Origin of the sequence: Phenylobacterium sp., from assembly GCF_965284355.1 — a bacterium.
Lineage (GTDB): Bacteria > Pseudomonadota > Alphaproteobacteria > Caulobacterales > Caulobacteraceae > Phenylobacterium.
Genome location: NZ_OZ260078.1, coordinates 2,368,168 through 2,381,744 on the forward strand (window position 1 = coordinate 2,368,168; position 13,577 = coordinate 2,381,744).

General features: G+C 68.9%; 12 protein-coding genes and 1 tRNA gene. 6 read left to right on the top strand and 7 right to left on the bottom strand.

The features are described 5' to 3' along the window. Positions 1-52: 52 nt before the first annotated feature. Positions 53-142: transfer RNA gene (locus ACQ66R_RS11485), tRNA-Ser, on the bottom strand. 96 nt (positions 143-238) lie between these two features. Further along, on the bottom strand, positions 239-661 hold the full coding sequence (locus ACQ66R_RS11490; RefSeq protein ID WP_430422067.1) for a PaaI family thioesterase: 423 nt from the start codon (positions 659-661) through the stop codon (positions 239-241). Between the two features lie 144 nt (positions 662-805). Here ACQ66R_RS11490 and ACQ66R_RS11495 point away from each other — a divergent pair, with 144 nt between their 5' ends. The 3 genes from ACQ66R_RS11495 to ACQ66R_RS11505 all read left to right on the top strand — a co-directional run bounded on the left by ACQ66R_RS11495 (position 806) and on the right by ACQ66R_RS11505 (position 3,957). Then, a complete protein-coding gene (locus tag ACQ66R_RS11495; RefSeq protein WP_430422069.1) occupies positions 806-2,278 on the top strand; it encodes an AMP-binding protein in 1,473 nt (490 codons plus the stop codon). 72 nt (positions 2,279-2,350) lie between these two features. Next, the gene (locus ACQ66R_RS11500) at positions 2,351-3,547 is read left to right on the top strand and encodes a thiolase domain-containing protein (protein ID WP_430422071.1); all 1,197 of its coding nucleotides are present in this window, start codon (positions 2,351-2,353) and stop codon (positions 3,545-3,547) included. Positions 3,548-3,549: 2 nt separating this feature from the next. Continuing rightward, positions 3,550-3,957, top strand: coding sequence for a Zn-ribbon domain-containing OB-fold protein (locus ACQ66R_RS11505; protein WP_430422072.1), 408 nt, complete (start codon positions 3,550-3,552; stop codon positions 3,955-3,957). Here the strand turns inward: ACQ66R_RS11505 and ACQ66R_RS11510 are convergent. Then, on the bottom strand, positions 3,954-4,499 hold the full coding sequence (locus ACQ66R_RS11510; RefSeq protein ID WP_430422074.1) for a hypothetical protein: 546 nt from the start codon (positions 4,497-4,499) through the stop codon (positions 3,954-3,956). The genes ACQ66R_RS11505 and ACQ66R_RS11510 overlap by 4 nt on opposite strands. A gap of 4 nt (positions 4,500-4,503) precedes the next feature. Then, positions 4,504-5,667, bottom strand: coding sequence for a S1C family serine protease (locus ACQ66R_RS11515; RefSeq protein ID WP_430422076.1), 1,164 nt, complete (start codon positions 5,665-5,667; stop codon positions 4,504-4,506). Between the two features lie 157 nt (positions 5,668-5,824). Here ACQ66R_RS11515 and ACQ66R_RS11520 point away from each other — a divergent pair, with 157 nt between their 5' ends. Continuing rightward, positions 5,825-8,488, top strand: coding sequence for a CHAT domain-containing protein (locus tag ACQ66R_RS11520; protein ID WP_430422078.1), 2,664 nt, complete (start codon positions 5,825-5,827; stop codon positions 8,486-8,488). A gap of 20 nt (positions 8,489-8,508) precedes the next feature. Here ACQ66R_RS11520 and ACQ66R_RS11525 read toward each other — a convergent pair whose 3' ends face one another. Next, on the bottom strand, positions 8,509-9,180 hold the full coding sequence (locus ACQ66R_RS11525; protein ID WP_430422079.1) for a hypothetical protein: 672 nt from the start codon (positions 9,178-9,180) through the stop codon (positions 8,509-8,511). A gap of 334 nt (positions 9,181-9,514) precedes the next feature. Beyond that, entirely contained in the window at positions 9,515-10,036 is a 522-nt protein-coding gene (locus ACQ66R_RS11530) for a hypothetical protein (protein ID WP_430422081.1), read from the bottom strand. 144 nt (positions 10,037-10,180) lie between these two features. Between ACQ66R_RS11530 and ACQ66R_RS11535 the strand changes: the two genes are divergently transcribed. Then, a complete protein-coding gene (locus ACQ66R_RS11535) occupies positions 10,181-10,651 on the top strand; it encodes a hypothetical protein (RefSeq protein ID WP_430422083.1) in 471 nt (156 codons plus the stop codon). A 59-nt stretch (positions 10,652-10,710) separates the two neighbouring features. Beyond that, positions 10,711-11,427, top strand: a complete 717-nt coding sequence (locus ACQ66R_RS11540) for a hypothetical protein (protein ID WP_430422085.1) — start codon at positions 10,711-10,713, stop codon at positions 11,425-11,427. Between the two features lie 6 nt (positions 11,428-11,433). Here the strand turns inward: ACQ66R_RS11540 and ACQ66R_RS11545 are convergent, their stop codons facing one another. Beyond that, positions 11,434-12,768: a hypothetical protein gene (locus tag ACQ66R_RS11545; RefSeq protein WP_430422087.1), complete on the bottom strand. Its 1,335-nt coding sequence runs from the start codon at positions 12,766-12,768 to the stop codon at positions 11,434-11,436. Positions 12,769-13,577 lie beyond the last annotated feature (809 nt).

Here is a 13,577-nt window from a genome sequence, read left to right on the forward strand (position 1 = left end):
CCGGCGCGCCGGGGCGCGGCCGGGCCGGCGGTCTGTTCGGCTGTTCAGAAAATGGCGGAGAGGGTGGGATTCGAACCCACGATACCCTTTCGAGTACGCCGCATTTCGAGTGCGGTACTTTCAACCACTCAGCCACCTCTCCAGAGCCGGCGCGAGCCTCCCGCTAGGGGGCCCGCTGAGCGAGGGCGCGTTCTACTCATCTCGCCCCGACTGCGCAACTGCGTTCTGACGTCGCGTTTCAGCGGGGGTAGAGGACCATCTGGGTGCAGCGGAAAACCGCGACCGTCTTGCCGGTGGTTTCGTTGATGGCTTCGGCGTCCCAGACCTGGGTCATGCGGCCGCCGTGCAGCAGGCGGGCCTCGCAGGCGACGGTCTCGCCTACCTTGGCCGTGCCCAGGTAGTTGGTCTTGATCTCGATGGTCGTGAAGCCGCTGGCGCCCTCGGGAAGCGAGGCCACGCAGCCATAGCCGCAGGCGCTGTCGACCAGCGCCACGACCGAAGCGGCGTGCATGAAGCCGTTAGCCGCCATGTGCGCCTTCTCGACCGTGAAGCGGCCGCGGGCGCGCCCGTTGGCGACCTCGTCCCATGCGATACCCAGAATACCGGGCAGCGTGCCCTCCTGGCGGGCGGTGAACAGGGCGGCCTGGTTGCCTTCGAGCATCTCGCGGGTCCTTCGCATTGCAGTCGCGAGGGACATGGGGTGCTGACGTCGCGACAACCAAGTCCAGAGACTGAACCGCGGCTTGCCTGCCGCAGCGCAAGGCCCGGATTGTCCCCCGCCGACGTATCCGCCCAGGAGGTCCCCGTGTCCGAAGCCCTGCCCGAAATGATCTCGCTGGGGGCGAAGCTGGCCCAGCATGCTCGGACCCAGGGGGACAAGCCGGCGATCAGCTGCGACGCCGAGACCCTGACCTATGCCCAGCTGCACGGGCGCTCGAACCGCATGGCGCGCGGTCTGGCGGCCAAGGGCGTCAGGTTCGGCGATCTCGTCACCATCGGCTTTCCCAACAGCGTCGACTTCGCGACCGCGGCCTATGCCGTGTGGAAGCTGGGCGCGACGCCGCAGCCGGTGTCGTTCCGCCTGCCCCGGAGCGAGCTGGCGGCGATCGTCGAGCTCGCGAAGTCGCCCGTGGTGGTCGCCGACTTCGACCACGTGCTGGACGTGCCGGTGCTGAAGGCCGCCGACATCCTGGCGCTCAGCGACGACGAGAGCGACCTGCCCGATCTTGTGCCGCCGATCCTGAAGGCGCCCACCAGCGGCGGCTCCACCGGCCGGCCGAAACTGATCCTCGCCGGGCAACCGGGCGTGGCGGCCAAGGAGACCCCCGAGGTGGGCGGCTTCCGTCTGCGGCCCGTCGACACCGTGCTGATCCCGGCGCCGCTCTACCACAACGCCCCCTTCGGCATGCTCACCTCGGCCACCAGCCTGGGCGCGCATGTGGTGCTGACCGCGCGGTTCGATCCCGAGGGTACGCTGAAGGAGATCCAGAGCCGCAAGGCGACCTGGGTCTACCTGGTGCCCACCATGATGAACCGCATCTGGCACCTGCCCGAGGCGGTGCGGTCGGCCTACGACCTGTCGACGGTGGAGACGCTCTGGCACATGGCGGCGCCCTGTCCCGCCTGGCTGAAGGAGGCCTTCATCCACTGGATCGCGCCCGGCGAGGTGATGGAGCTGTACGCCGGCACCGAGGCCCAGGCGGTCACCATCATCACCGGCTCGGAATGGCTGACACACCGGGGCTCGGTGGGCCAGGTGACGATCGGCGAGATGAAGGTGCTGGGCGAGGACGGCGCCGAACTGCCGCCCGGCGAGGTGGGCGAGATCTACATGCGCCGCGCCGCCGGCACGCCCGAGACCTACAAGTACGTGGGCGCCACCGCCAAGGTGAGCCCCGACGGGTGGGAGAGCCTGGGCGACCTGGGCTGGTTCGACGCCGAGGGCTACCTCTATCTGGCCGACCGGCGCACCGACATGATCCTGGTGGGCGGCTCCAACGTCTATCCGGCCGAGATCGAGGCGGCGCTGGACGAGCATCCGGCGGTCCAGTCCTGCGCCGTCATCGGCCTGCCCGACGACGACCTGGGCGCCCGCATCCACGCCATCGTCAACGCCAGGGGCGAGGTCTCGGCCGAGGACCTGAAGGCCCATCTCAAGGATCGCCTGGTCTCCTACAAGCAGCCGCGCTCGTACGAGTTCGTCGACGAGCCCGTGCGCGACGACGCCGGCAAAGTGCGCCGCACCGCGCTCCGCGACGCCCGCATCACAGCGCGCTGAGCGCTTGGTTCACCCAAGGCGCCCCTGCTATCGATGGCGCATTCGAACAAGCGGGATGGAGGGCGAGCGGCCATGAGCATCAAGGGCAAGGCCTATGTGATGGGGGCCTACGAGCACCCGACGCGCGACGCGCCCGACAAGACCACGGCCCAGCTGCACGCCGAGAGCGCCAAGGGCGCACTGGAGGACGCGGGCCTGAGTTTCGACGACGTCGACGCCTACTTCTGCGCGGGCGACGCCCCCGGCTTCGGCGCCATGTCGATGGTCGACTACATGGGCCTGAGGAACGTCCGCCACACCGACACCACCGAGACCGGCGGCTCGTCCTACCTGGTCCACCTGAACCACGCGTGCCAGGCGATCGCCGCGGGGAAGGTCAATGTGGCGCTGATCACCCTGGCCGGCCGGCCCCGCAACGGCGGCGGGCGCCCCGGCGGCCCCGGCGGCGGCGGGGCCAAGCCCGGCGTGCTGTCGGACGGCGCGCCCGAGGCCGGGTTCGAGAACATCTACGGTGGCTCGACCCACAACACCTACGGCATGTGCGCCATGCGCCACATGTACGAGTACGGCACCACGTCCGAGCAGCTGGCCTGGATCAAGGTGGCCGCCAGCCACCACGCCCAGTGGAACGAGCACGCCTTCCTCAAGAACGTGGTGACGGTCGAGGACGTCGTGAACTCGCGGATGATCGCCGATCCCCTACACCTGCTCGACTGCTGCGTCGTCACCGACGGCGGCGGCGCGGTGATCGTCACCTCGCCCGAGGTCGCCCGTTCGCTGAACCGGCCCAGGGTGAAGGTGCTGGGCGCGGCCGAGGCGCCCAAGATGCCCCTGGGCGGCCAGGACCTGGATCTCACCTACTGCGGCGCCGTCTGGACCGGACCTCCCACCTTCGCCGAGGCCGGGGTCACCCACGCCGACATCAAGTACGCCTCGATCTACGACAGCTTCACCATCACCGTGCTGATGACCCTCGAGGACCTCGGCTTCTGCAAGAAGGGCGAGGGCGGCCGGTTCGTGGCCGACGGCAACCTGATCTCGGGCGTCGGCAAGCTGCCGTTCAACACCGACGGCGGCGGCCTCTGCAACAACCACCCCACCAACCGCGGCGGGATCACCAAGATCATCGAGACCGTCCGCCAGCTGCGCGGCGAGGCCCACCCCAAGGTCCAGGTGCCCAACTGCGACATCGCCCTGGCCCACGGAACCGGCGGCTCGCTGGGCGTCCGCCATGCGGCGGCGACCGTCATCATGGAACGGGAGGCCTGAGAATGTCCGAGACCACCGCCCTCATGACCCGCCCGATCCCGGCGCCCGCCGTGACGCTGGAGACCAAGCCCTTCTTCGACGCCGCCGCCGAGGGCCGCTTCCTCATCAAGCGCTGCACCGCCTGCGGCAAGGCCCACTGGTACCCGCGCTCGATGTGCCCCTACTGCCACTCGGACGCCACCGTCTGGGAGGAGAGCCTGGGCACGGCCACCATCTACACCTACTCGGTCATGTGGCGCTCGCCCACCGGCCCCTACGCCATCGGCTATGTCACCCTCGACGAGGGCCCGGCCATGATGACCAACTTCGTCGACGTGGCCCCCGACGGCCTGAAGATCGGCATGAAGGTGAAGGTCAAGTTCCAGCCCACCGAGGGCGGCCCGCCCGTGCCGGTGTTCGTCCCGGCCTAGCCTTTCGACGAGGCCAGCGTCGCGATGAGCGCCTCGGCGTCGCGCGGACGGGTGACCCGGTGCTTCGCCACGTGCGCCAGCGCCGGGTCGTCGAACATCGCGGCGTAGTCGCGGCGGCGCCGGGCGTAGGTGTCCCAGGCCCAGCGGATCGGGTGCTCCCTGTCCAGCCAGCGGGCGAAGGTCTCGCGGTTGCCGGTGCCGGGCCATAGCTCGTCGCCTGTCAGCGCGCGGGCGAACGAGCGGCGCAGCACGCGGGCCATGACGAGCGCCTTCGGATAGTCCAGCCACACCAGGTGCGTCGCCCGCGCCAGCACCAGGGGCCGCACCTTCGAATAGTTGCCGCAGCTGACCCACGCCTCGCCGGCCACAGCCTCGGCCACCCGGCGGCGGAATTCGTCGGGATCGTGGGCGTTCAGGTCCTTCCATCCGGCCTGCCAGTTGATGGCGTCCAGCTCGATGTGGCGCGCGCCGAGAGCCTTCGCGAGCGCGCCCGCGAAGGTGGTCTTCCCCGATCCCGACGTGCCGACGACCGCAACGCGCATGGTCTCAGTTCTTGATCTTTTCCCACTTGTAGGGCTCGTCCTCGCCCTTGCGGAACGTCCCCAGCAAGTCGAATTCACCGTTGGCGTCGGTGTCATAGAGGCCGGTCTCCGGCGATCCGTCGCGGTTCTTGTCCACCAAGACGGTGTCGATCTTCCGGTCGTCGTCGGTGTCGAGCAGCGTCAGGACCGCCTCGCGCTTGTTGTCCGGGATCACGACGGTGTAGTCGCCGGCGTCGTCGCAGTCGGAGTCGATCAGGTACTCCATGCCGACAGGATCCTTCGACGGGCGACTGTCGACCTCGGCCTCCTTGCAGACGCCCCCGGGCGCGTTCGAGCGGGTCTTCGCCAGACGATCCTCGTGCAGCGCCAGCAGCGCCTTCACGTCGTCGGCCGACACCGCGAAGTTCAGGCCCTCGCCGTCGCTCTTGAAGCTGTTGATGCCGATCACCTGCAGCTTCTCGTCAAGCAGGGGACCGCCGGAGTTGCCGGGATTGATGGGCGTCTGGGTCTGGATGACCGTGGCCTTGTGCTCGAACTTGTCGCCGGTCGCGGTCCAGGCGTAATCGCGCCGCACCTGGCTCACGATCCCGCGGGTGTAGGTCCAGGATTCGCCGGTCGGATGCCCGATCGCGTGCACGTCGGCGCCGACCTTCACCGCCTCGACGCCCCCCAGCGCCAGCGGCTTGATCGTGGCCGGAAGGCCTTCCACCTTCACCAGCGCCAGGTCGGTCACCTCGTCGACGCGCAGCACCTTGGCCTTGTGCATCTCGGCGCCCTTCACCGAGGCGCCTTCGTGGGCGGGCTTGTAGATGACGCCCACGAACTCGTAGTCGCCGGCGACGTGGAGGTTAGTGACGATCTGGCCGTCGGCGCCCACCACGACGCCCGATCCCACGCCCTGGGGCGTCACGATCAGCACCACCGAGGGCGAGGCCTGCTCGTAGATCCGGGTCTCGGCGGCGCCGCGCGTGACGGCGCGCCCGTCAGCCTTCAGGCCGTCCAGCGCCTTGGCATAGCGCTTCACCGCAGGACCTGACCTGGCGGCGGCCGATCCGGCGGCGATCGAGGGCGCGACGGTCGCGCGGGCCGGCTTGCGGACGCCCTTGCTGTGGGCCGCGGAGGCCCCGAGGAAGGCTTCCGGCGGCGCGGACAAGGCATATGATGGCATGGCCAAGCTAGCCGTCAGCGCGGCGATTCGGAGCCATTTCATGGGCTTAGCTTTCCCCTCCGGACGTCTGCGGCGAAGCCTAGCCGGGCTGGGTTTTGCGGCAAGTCTCTTTCTCGGCTCGGTTGCGCCCGCGGCGAGCGCCACGCTCGACGAGCAGGTGAGCGCCGCGGTCCGGCTGTTTCTGGATGGCCAGGGGCTGAAGGCGCGCGCCCAGCTATCGGCCATCGCCGACGCCGCCCGCGGCGATCCGGCGGTGCGGACGCGCGCACTCGCCACCCTGCTGGAGATCTGCCGCCGGATGCAGGCGGACGCCTGCGTGGCCGAGCGGACGCAGGCCTATGTCGACGCCGTGGTCCCGTCGGCCGATCCGGCCGAGCGGCTGCGACAGGCGCTGGAGGCGGACTACCGCGTCAACGCCGCCCGCCTCGCGATCGGCTCCAAGGCGGCGCTGGACGAGGCCATGTCGGACCGCATGTGGACGGTGGACGGGCCCGGGGCCGGTCTGTCGTACCTGCGCCGCCGCGCGCTCCGGGCCGACATCCTGCTGGCCGCCGGGTCTCGCCAGGAGGCCGAGCGCGCGGTCAGCGAGGTGCTGGCCATCGCCGGCTCGGCCACGGGCCGCGAGGCCTACGACATCGCCACCGTCCTGGCCGACATGCTGGCGAACCTGGTTCAGCTGGGCGCCTACGAGCGGGCCTTCGGCATCTACACGGCCAGCGCGCCCTTCATCACCGCCGTCCTGCCGCCGCGGACGCCCGAGGCGCTGCTGTTCCACCGCACGGCCGCCAACCTGCTGGAGGCCGTGGACGACGGCGAGGGCGCGGCGCGGGAGGTCGACGCGGTCCTCGCCGGCCTGGCGACCGTGGAGCTGGATCCCCACGTGCGCGACGGGCTGGCCGGCTGGGCGCTCAGCCTGAAGGCGGTGCTCTGCAACGAGACCCCCGACTGCGGCGTCCGCGCGCTGGCCGACCACCCGCTGGCGGCCCTCTACCAGACGCCGGGGCGTGCGCCGGCCGGCCTCGACGAGGTGGCCTATCTCACCGCGCGCGCGGTGGCCGCCGTCCGGGCTCGGCAGCACGACGCGATCGCCGCCGCGGCGCTCCGGGGGCCGCTGGGGTTCAAGCCCGAGGCGCAGGATCGCGTGGCGGTCGAGGCCTATCGTCAGGCGGGCGAAGCCATGGCCCTGCCGATAGGCTCGGCGAAGAACCAGGCGTCCGTGCAGCTCGGCGCCCGCGTGCGCGCCCTGGCGACGGCCGACGCCCTGCCGGGCGCATGGTATCGGCCGGGCGTGTTCGACAATCTGCTGCTCGGACTCGCGCTGATCCCCTCCACCCGCCAGCTCAGCGATCCGGAGACCGCCTTCGCCCTCATCCAGCTGTCGAGCCGGGCCGGGCCGGGCTTCGACGCCGACGCCATGACCCTGCTGGCCTCGGCCCGCGACCCTGGCCAGCGTCGGCTGGCCCACGACGGCCTGCGCCTGCGGGCCCGGCGCGACCGGCTGGAACAGGCCGCCATCGCCGACATGATCCGCCGGATCGCCGCGGCCGGGCCAGGCCAGCGGTTCACGTATGACACCGCCCGGCTGGCCAACCTCGCAACCCGCAACGAAGCCCTGGCCGTCGCCGACAAGGCGCTGCTCAAGGCCCGCCTCACCGCATCGGGCGCCAACGTCGTCTCGCTGCAGGCGCTGCGCGGCGTCCTGAAGCCCGGCGAGGCGGCGCTGGCCCACGTGCCGATGGGCAGCGGGGTGGTCTACGCCTGCGTGCGCCGCGAGGGCCTGACGATCGTCACCGCCCGGCCCGACACCAGCCGCGTCAGCATCGACGCCCGCCTGCTGCAACAGGCGCTGTCGGCGACCCATGCCCCCGACGAGGCCGCCGACAGCCAGTTTCCGGTCGCCGCCGCCGTCCGGCTCTACGACCTCTGGCTGCGGCCGTTCGAGCCCTGCCTCAGGCCCGGCGACCATGCCATCTGGATCGCGCCGCTGGTCAGCACGGGCGGCACGCCGCTGGGCGTGCTGCTGCCGCGCCCCCCGCCGCGCCGGGGCGAGGGCTACGACCTGGCCGCCGCCGACTGGTTCGCGCGGTCTCACCCCATCAGCTACGCGGGCTCGGCCAGCGCGCTGGTGGCGGCCCGGTCGGCGCGAGGCCAACCGCCGACCCGGGCCTTCCTGGGCGTCGGCGATCCCGTGCTGGACGGCCAGGACGCCGAGGCCGTCCGCCGCGCGGGCCTGGGCCCCCTGCCCGAGACCGCGGCCGAGCTGGCGGCCTCGGCCCGCGCCTTCCCCGACGCCCAGGTCCTGACCGGCCCGGCGGCCACCGAAACCGGCGTCCGCGCCGCGCTCGCGCCCGGCGCCCGGCTGATCTCGTTCGCGACCCACGGCCTCATGCGCAATGAGGTCGAGGGCGTGTCCGAGCCGGCGCTGGTGCTCACGCCCACGGCCGGCGGCCCGCACGACGGCTTCCTCACCGCCTCCGAGATCGCCGACCTGACCCTGCCGGCCGACTTCGTCGCGCTCTCGGCCTGCAACACCGCCAACCTGGAGTTCAGCCGCATCGCCCAGGACCTGCCGGCGCTCAGCTCGGCCTTCGCCCAGGCCGGCGCCCGCAGCGTGCTGGGCACCCTTTGGCCGGTGAACTCGCAGACCAGCGCCACCGTCGTGGCCGCGCTCTTCGCAGACCTGAGCCGGCCGTCACGGGGCCCCGCCGCGGCCCTGGCGAAGGCGCAGCACGACCACCTGGCCACGCCGCCCAGCCGCGCCCACCTGCACCCCCGCTTCTGGGCGCCCTTCATCATCCTGGGCGACGGCGGCGCGCGCTGAGCATCGGCCGCAGCCGGCCGTCAGCTGGTGTCGTCGTCGCAGTCCCAGGACGGCAGGTCCATGGGCGGGGCCAGGCGGCCGCCGCCGACGGGCGCCGCCGGGGCCGCCGCCCCGTGGCCGGCCTTGAAGGCGGCGGCGATGGCCGCGGCCGTGGCCGACGCGGCGGCCACGACGGCCGGGTCGTCCGGTTCGTCGTCTTCCGCGTCTTCGTCGTCGTCCTCGTCGTCCCAGGCCCACGACGCGCGGGCGTAGCGCCGTTGGCCCCGCAGCGCGGCGGGGACGTAGCGCCGGGTCGGCTCGCCCGAGAGGCCCAGCAGGCCCGCGATCCGCTCGATCTGGGCCTCGACCGGCTCGTCGGCGAAGCCCTCGTCCAGGGCCTCGGCGTCCAGGCGCTCGTGCAGCTCGCCGGTGGCGACCTCGGCGTCGTGGGGGTCGAGCTCGGTCCAGATCATCCGGTCGACCGCCCCGGCCACCCGGGCCCTGCGGGTCTCGGCCGCGCGCCCGGCCGCCGAGGCCTTGAGCGCCTCAGCCTCCCGCGCCTCGCGCGCGGCGTCGCGGTTCAGCTTCGTCTCCAGCGCGATGGACATCCGCAGCGCCCGGCCCGCCTTGCCCAGCGCCGCGATCAGCCCGCACAGCTCCGCGGCGTCCTCCGTGGCCTCGATGGCCCCGTGCGCCTTCTCCGCCGCATGCATCGCGATCGCCTGAAACCGCGCGAGATCGCGGGCATGGGCTTCGGCCCTGGAGGTTGGTGTGCTCACGGGCGCGAGGGAAACACGGACGTACGTCAGAAACGGTCGGAAGGGGGATGTGAGGGAAGTGGGTGCTGACTCGTCCGCGACCTCGGGATGGTCCGCTTGTCGGCACCGACCTCGCGCCGGTAGCCAATGCGAACTCCTGACTCGCAGGGGACGTTGGGAAGGTCTGCTTGAGTTCATGATCCTTCCCATCAAGGGAGACGTAGAGAAAAGCGCTGTGTTTTCCGATGGTCTGTGGGGTCGAGAAAATCCGACGCCCGGCGGCTCGGTGCTACGAGAGCGCTGCCTTGAGCGTGTCGGCCAAGGTCTCGACCAAGTCGCACTCTGTTGCCACCGCCATGCGTCGAAAATCGATATCCTCCACGTGATCCTTAGCGCCATTGGCCAGCGCCTCAGCCGCGGAGATCAAGTCTCTCAGCCCGCGCGCAAGCTCCGCCACAGCGGCCATCGCCTCATTGCTCGGCAGGCTCAGTAGATCGAGGCCAGTCAATGCGTTGACGTATGGCTCCAACCTCGCCCGATCCGTTCGCATATGCGCCCAGTCGAACAGGTCGAATTTCTGTCCGGCGTCGTCGGTCGCTTCCTTCTTAATTATCGTCGCCTCAACGACGATTAGGTCGCAGAGTTGCGCGATGCGATCGATCCGCGTGCGCGCGGAGGCCTTGTGCACGTCGTGCGCCGACCAATGCTGAAAGAGCGCAATTCCTGCGGCAAACAGGATGGCGACAACAGAACCCACGGCCTGCACCCAGGCGGGCCAGTCGATGCCACCATCGCTGATCACGATCTCCATAACGCCAAGGTTAACACGCCACCCTTTGGGATTGCGACGCCAGCAGCACAGCTTAGCGCCAAGGCGTGGCGACCGAAGCGGCGGCGCGGGTTGAGACCGGCGCGGCGACCTTGACCATCCAGGCGTCGAAGCCATCATCCTCCCATGAACGAGGACGACGAACATGAGCCACTAGGCGCGCAGGCCGTTCAGGACATGCAGCGCGCCGAGTTGGAAGAGGCGCGACGTGACTACAACGACATCGTCAATCGGCTCTGGGCGGGCAACGGCGCCGGCCTGATCGCCTCTCTCACCCTTGTCGTGCAGGCGATCAACAAAAGTCACGCAACACCCTCATGGGGCATGTTCTCGCCAGCCGCGTTTATGCTGGCGATCCTGGCGCTCGGTCTGGGTGGCCTCGTTCGCCTAGTGACCCTGGCGCGGCGGGTGAAGGACCTTCAGTCGGCGCGGGATATCCTCGAAGTCCCAATTCGGACCATTCTTCATCCCTTGGATCGCGCCGAGCTGACTTGGTGGTCGCCGCGCAGCCTGTCTGCCTTAGTCGCGACCGGAATGTTCATGCTCGGCACCGTCATCGGTGTGCTGGCGATATTCGTCGCGGTCGTACGCACTTGAGCGGCGGCTGGCAGCGACCTCCTGGTCACCCCATTGACGAGACAAAGGCGCGAGAACTCATGGGGGGCGACCTGGGCGACGCCTATCGGCAGATCGTCATGGGATGCTGTCGGCCAATCTATTGGTTTTCGCTGGAGGCCGACGCTTGCATCCGTAACAACGGTACCGTCACGTTTCTGAGGACGCCGGAACGGCTGATTGGCATCACAGCCGCGCACGTCCTTGATGAGTATGATCGCGTCAGGACTGAGGAGTTGATGCGGCCGCAGATCGGTAACGTCGTCGTCCACGATCTCGACCGAAGGCGCATCGCGACCAATACGCGCCTCGACATTGCCACCATAGACTTGAGCGACGTTGATCCAGCAAAGTTCGGCAATGACCTCTGGCCGCTTGCCACGTGGCCCCCCATGCCTCCTGAGGAGGGGCGTGGGATCATGCTTGGCGGCTATCCTGGGGGAGACCGTCGGTCGATTGGACCCCTGGAGACGAACTGGGGCCTGTTCACAGCGCTAGGCATCGCGCGGACAGTTTCCGACGATCAGATCACGTGGATTGTTCCACGCGGCGAAGACGTGCACGTCGGCCCAATGGAGCTTCCGCTCCACCATGATCTCGGCGGGATCAGCGGGGGGCCTCTTATTGCTTCGTTCGAAAGCGCGGCGGGCCTAATGACCTACCGGCTCGCGGGCATCGTTTCCGAAGCGCAGGCGCAACTCGAGTACGTTGTCGCCCGGCGCATCGACGGCATTAGAGCTGACGGGTCGCTTGTTTAGCTCGGCTCAGTTTGCGCGACGAAACGGCCAGTTCTTGACCTCGCTCTCGTAGTAGCGGGCGACGCGATAGAAGCGCTCAGCCGTCTCTGGGTCTCCACTCTTCTCCGCGCGATCAGCCATCGCGTTCCAGGCCTTCAAGTCCTTCTCAAGTCGTCTCAGCACGATCCTAGGGGTATCCCGCGCAGTCGTTCGTAGCCTCTGAGGGTAGACGCCGGTTGCGACGTAGGGGCGGCGCACCCCGCCGCCATAGACATCATTCTGCGTGGCCCACAGGGCGTGGCCGAGCGGCTTGCCATAGTGCTTGACGAACATGCCGCGCGCGACGTCCGCCGCTTCGCCGTCCATGACCGGGATGACCGTACCCACATAGGCGCGAGCCCCAGCGAACATGAACCGCGAGCATAGCTCTCGCCACGATGTGCACGCGTTGTTGAAGATGATCGGCGTGTTGTGGGCGGCCACTGAGTGCGACATGGGGATGTAGTTGTCGTCATACATTTGAAGTGCCGCCGACCCGACCACACGCTCGATTTTCTCGCGCAGAACCGGCTCCAATGGCTCGGACGCGGCGCGGAGGTCATGGAAGTCTTTGATCGCAGAACCGATGTAGACCTTCTTCGCCTTGTCGGGGTCATTCCAGTCCACGCCATCCAGCGACCGATGGTAGATCATTTCGGTCACCATGAGCCGGTCGTCGTGCCCTTCAAGGGGGCGTCCAATCCCGAGTGCAATATCGACCACTAGGCGCCGACCGATGCCTTCGGCGTCGTCGAACTCATAGGTCCATCGATAGCCTGAAACGTCGCCGCAGTGCGTTGAAAACATCAACAAATCGTAGGGGAAGTGATCGACGTCCATCGCCACGTCCGTCACGTTCGCGGCTGGCCCATGCACGCTGCGCACCAGAACGCGGCGTTCCGCCAACGCGCGCGCCGTGGCGATGATCTCGGATGCCTCCGTCGTCCCAGGATCAACGAGCGCCGCCACGCTTACGCCCGGCGTGCCCGGCTGTTCGGCGGCAAATCCGTTAGCAATCGAGACGCCTAGGTCGGGATAGGTGAAGAGGTGGCTTGAGGGAAGTTCTGGATATGCTAGGCCCAATGGGAGCCTGCGGCTAATCCATGTGATCGAGCCGTTCGGCGGAAGCTCTATAGGTCCGATCAGGCTCCGTAATTCGGCTACGACCTCTCGGAACACATCGCCCGGCGACTGTTCCCGCTGGTCGAGGATGCCGTACAGGCGCTCCAACAGTGCGTCACCGACATCGTCCGGAATGGGATCGATGATCGCGAGGCCTGCGTCGAGAGCGAACGCGTAATTGGCGGCGTTGACCTCGGACAACTCTTCGCCCGCTTCGCAGACCACGAGGTGGTCGCTTGGGGCGGCAAGTAGATGGTGGTCGGAGCGCCGTCATCGAACTGGAGCCAGGTCTTCTGTCGCATCGCGGTGAGCAACCCGACGCCGATAGAGCCCGCGCCCCAGATGACCGGCACCTTTTTCAGCAACTCGTCAGGGAGCAACGCCTCGACGGCAATGTCGCTGGGAAGCACGGTGGAATGATCGTCCGGCAGGGCCGCTTGTAGCCTCCGCACCGCGTCTGCGTGGACGCCCTGCATGACGACGCGCCGAGCCTTCACTCGCGCCATAGCATTGATGCGGCGCGTGACTTCGTTCGCGCCGTCTGGACGTGTCATGCGCGGACTGTCGAGGACGGTGAAGTACCTTCCCCTGCGGGCGGTGGCGCATGAGATCGCGGCTGCGAGACGGGCGTTGTCGCTGATCAGGACCGTCGAGTGAATGGTCGGCACTTGCACCGGGCCAAGCTAGACCATGCCGGTCGAGACGCCAGGGTTGTTTAGTGCCCGCCCGGGGTCATCCCGGCGAGGTCGCCAAGCGCGCATCGGGCAGCACGAGGTAAGATCCGTCGTCGAACATGACTCCGGATGAGCACACGTCCAGCATTATTCGTGATGCGCCAACGTCCACTTTGTGGCGCGATGCCAACGTCCGCTCCTGGCGCTCAGCGGTCCAAAAGGCGGCGTAGGACCATCCTGCTAGCCGCCTCAGCTATGTGTTGGACGCGGCGAGGCGTCCGAGCCGTCGCTGACAAGCGCGCCAGGCATCTGCGTCGGGAGTGGGGACACGATACC

Excerpts from the sequence above, each read along its gene's own strand:
- ACQ66R_RS11490 (WP_430422067.1), bottom strand. The coding sequence starts at position 661 with ATGCTCGAAGGCAACCAGGCCGCCCTGTTCACCGCCCGCCAGGAGGGC.
- ACQ66R_RS11500 (WP_430422071.1), top strand. The coding sequence starts at position 2,351 with ATGAGCATCAAGGGCAAGGCCTATGTGATGGGGGCCTACGAGCACCCG.
- ACQ66R_RS11505 (WP_430422072.1), top strand. The coding sequence starts at position 3,550 with ATGTCCGAGACCACCGCCCTCATGACCCGCCCGATCCCGGCGCCCGCC.
- ACQ66R_RS11510 (WP_430422074.1), bottom strand. The coding sequence starts at position 4,499 with ATGCGCGTTGCGGTCGTCGGCACGTCGGGATCGGGGAAGACCACCTTC.
- ACQ66R_RS11515 (WP_430422076.1), bottom strand. The coding sequence starts at position 5,667 with ATGCCATCATATGCCTTGTCCGCGCCGCCGGAAGCCTTCCTCGGGGCC.
- ACQ66R_RS11525 (WP_430422079.1), bottom strand. The coding sequence starts at position 9,180 with ATGCATGCGGCGGAGAAGGCGCACGGGGCCATCGAGGCCACGGAGGAC.
- ACQ66R_RS11530 (WP_430422081.1), bottom strand. The coding sequence starts at position 10,036 with ATGGAGATCGTGATCAGCGATGGTGGCATCGACTGGCCCGCCTGGGTG.
- ACQ66R_RS11535 (WP_430422083.1), top strand. The coding sequence starts at position 10,181 with ATGAACGAGGACGACGAACATGAGCCACTAGGCGCGCAGGCCGTTCAG.
- ACQ66R_RS11540 (WP_430422085.1), top strand. The coding sequence starts at position 10,711 with ATGGGGGGCGACCTGGGCGACGCCTATCGGCAGATCGTCATGGGATGC.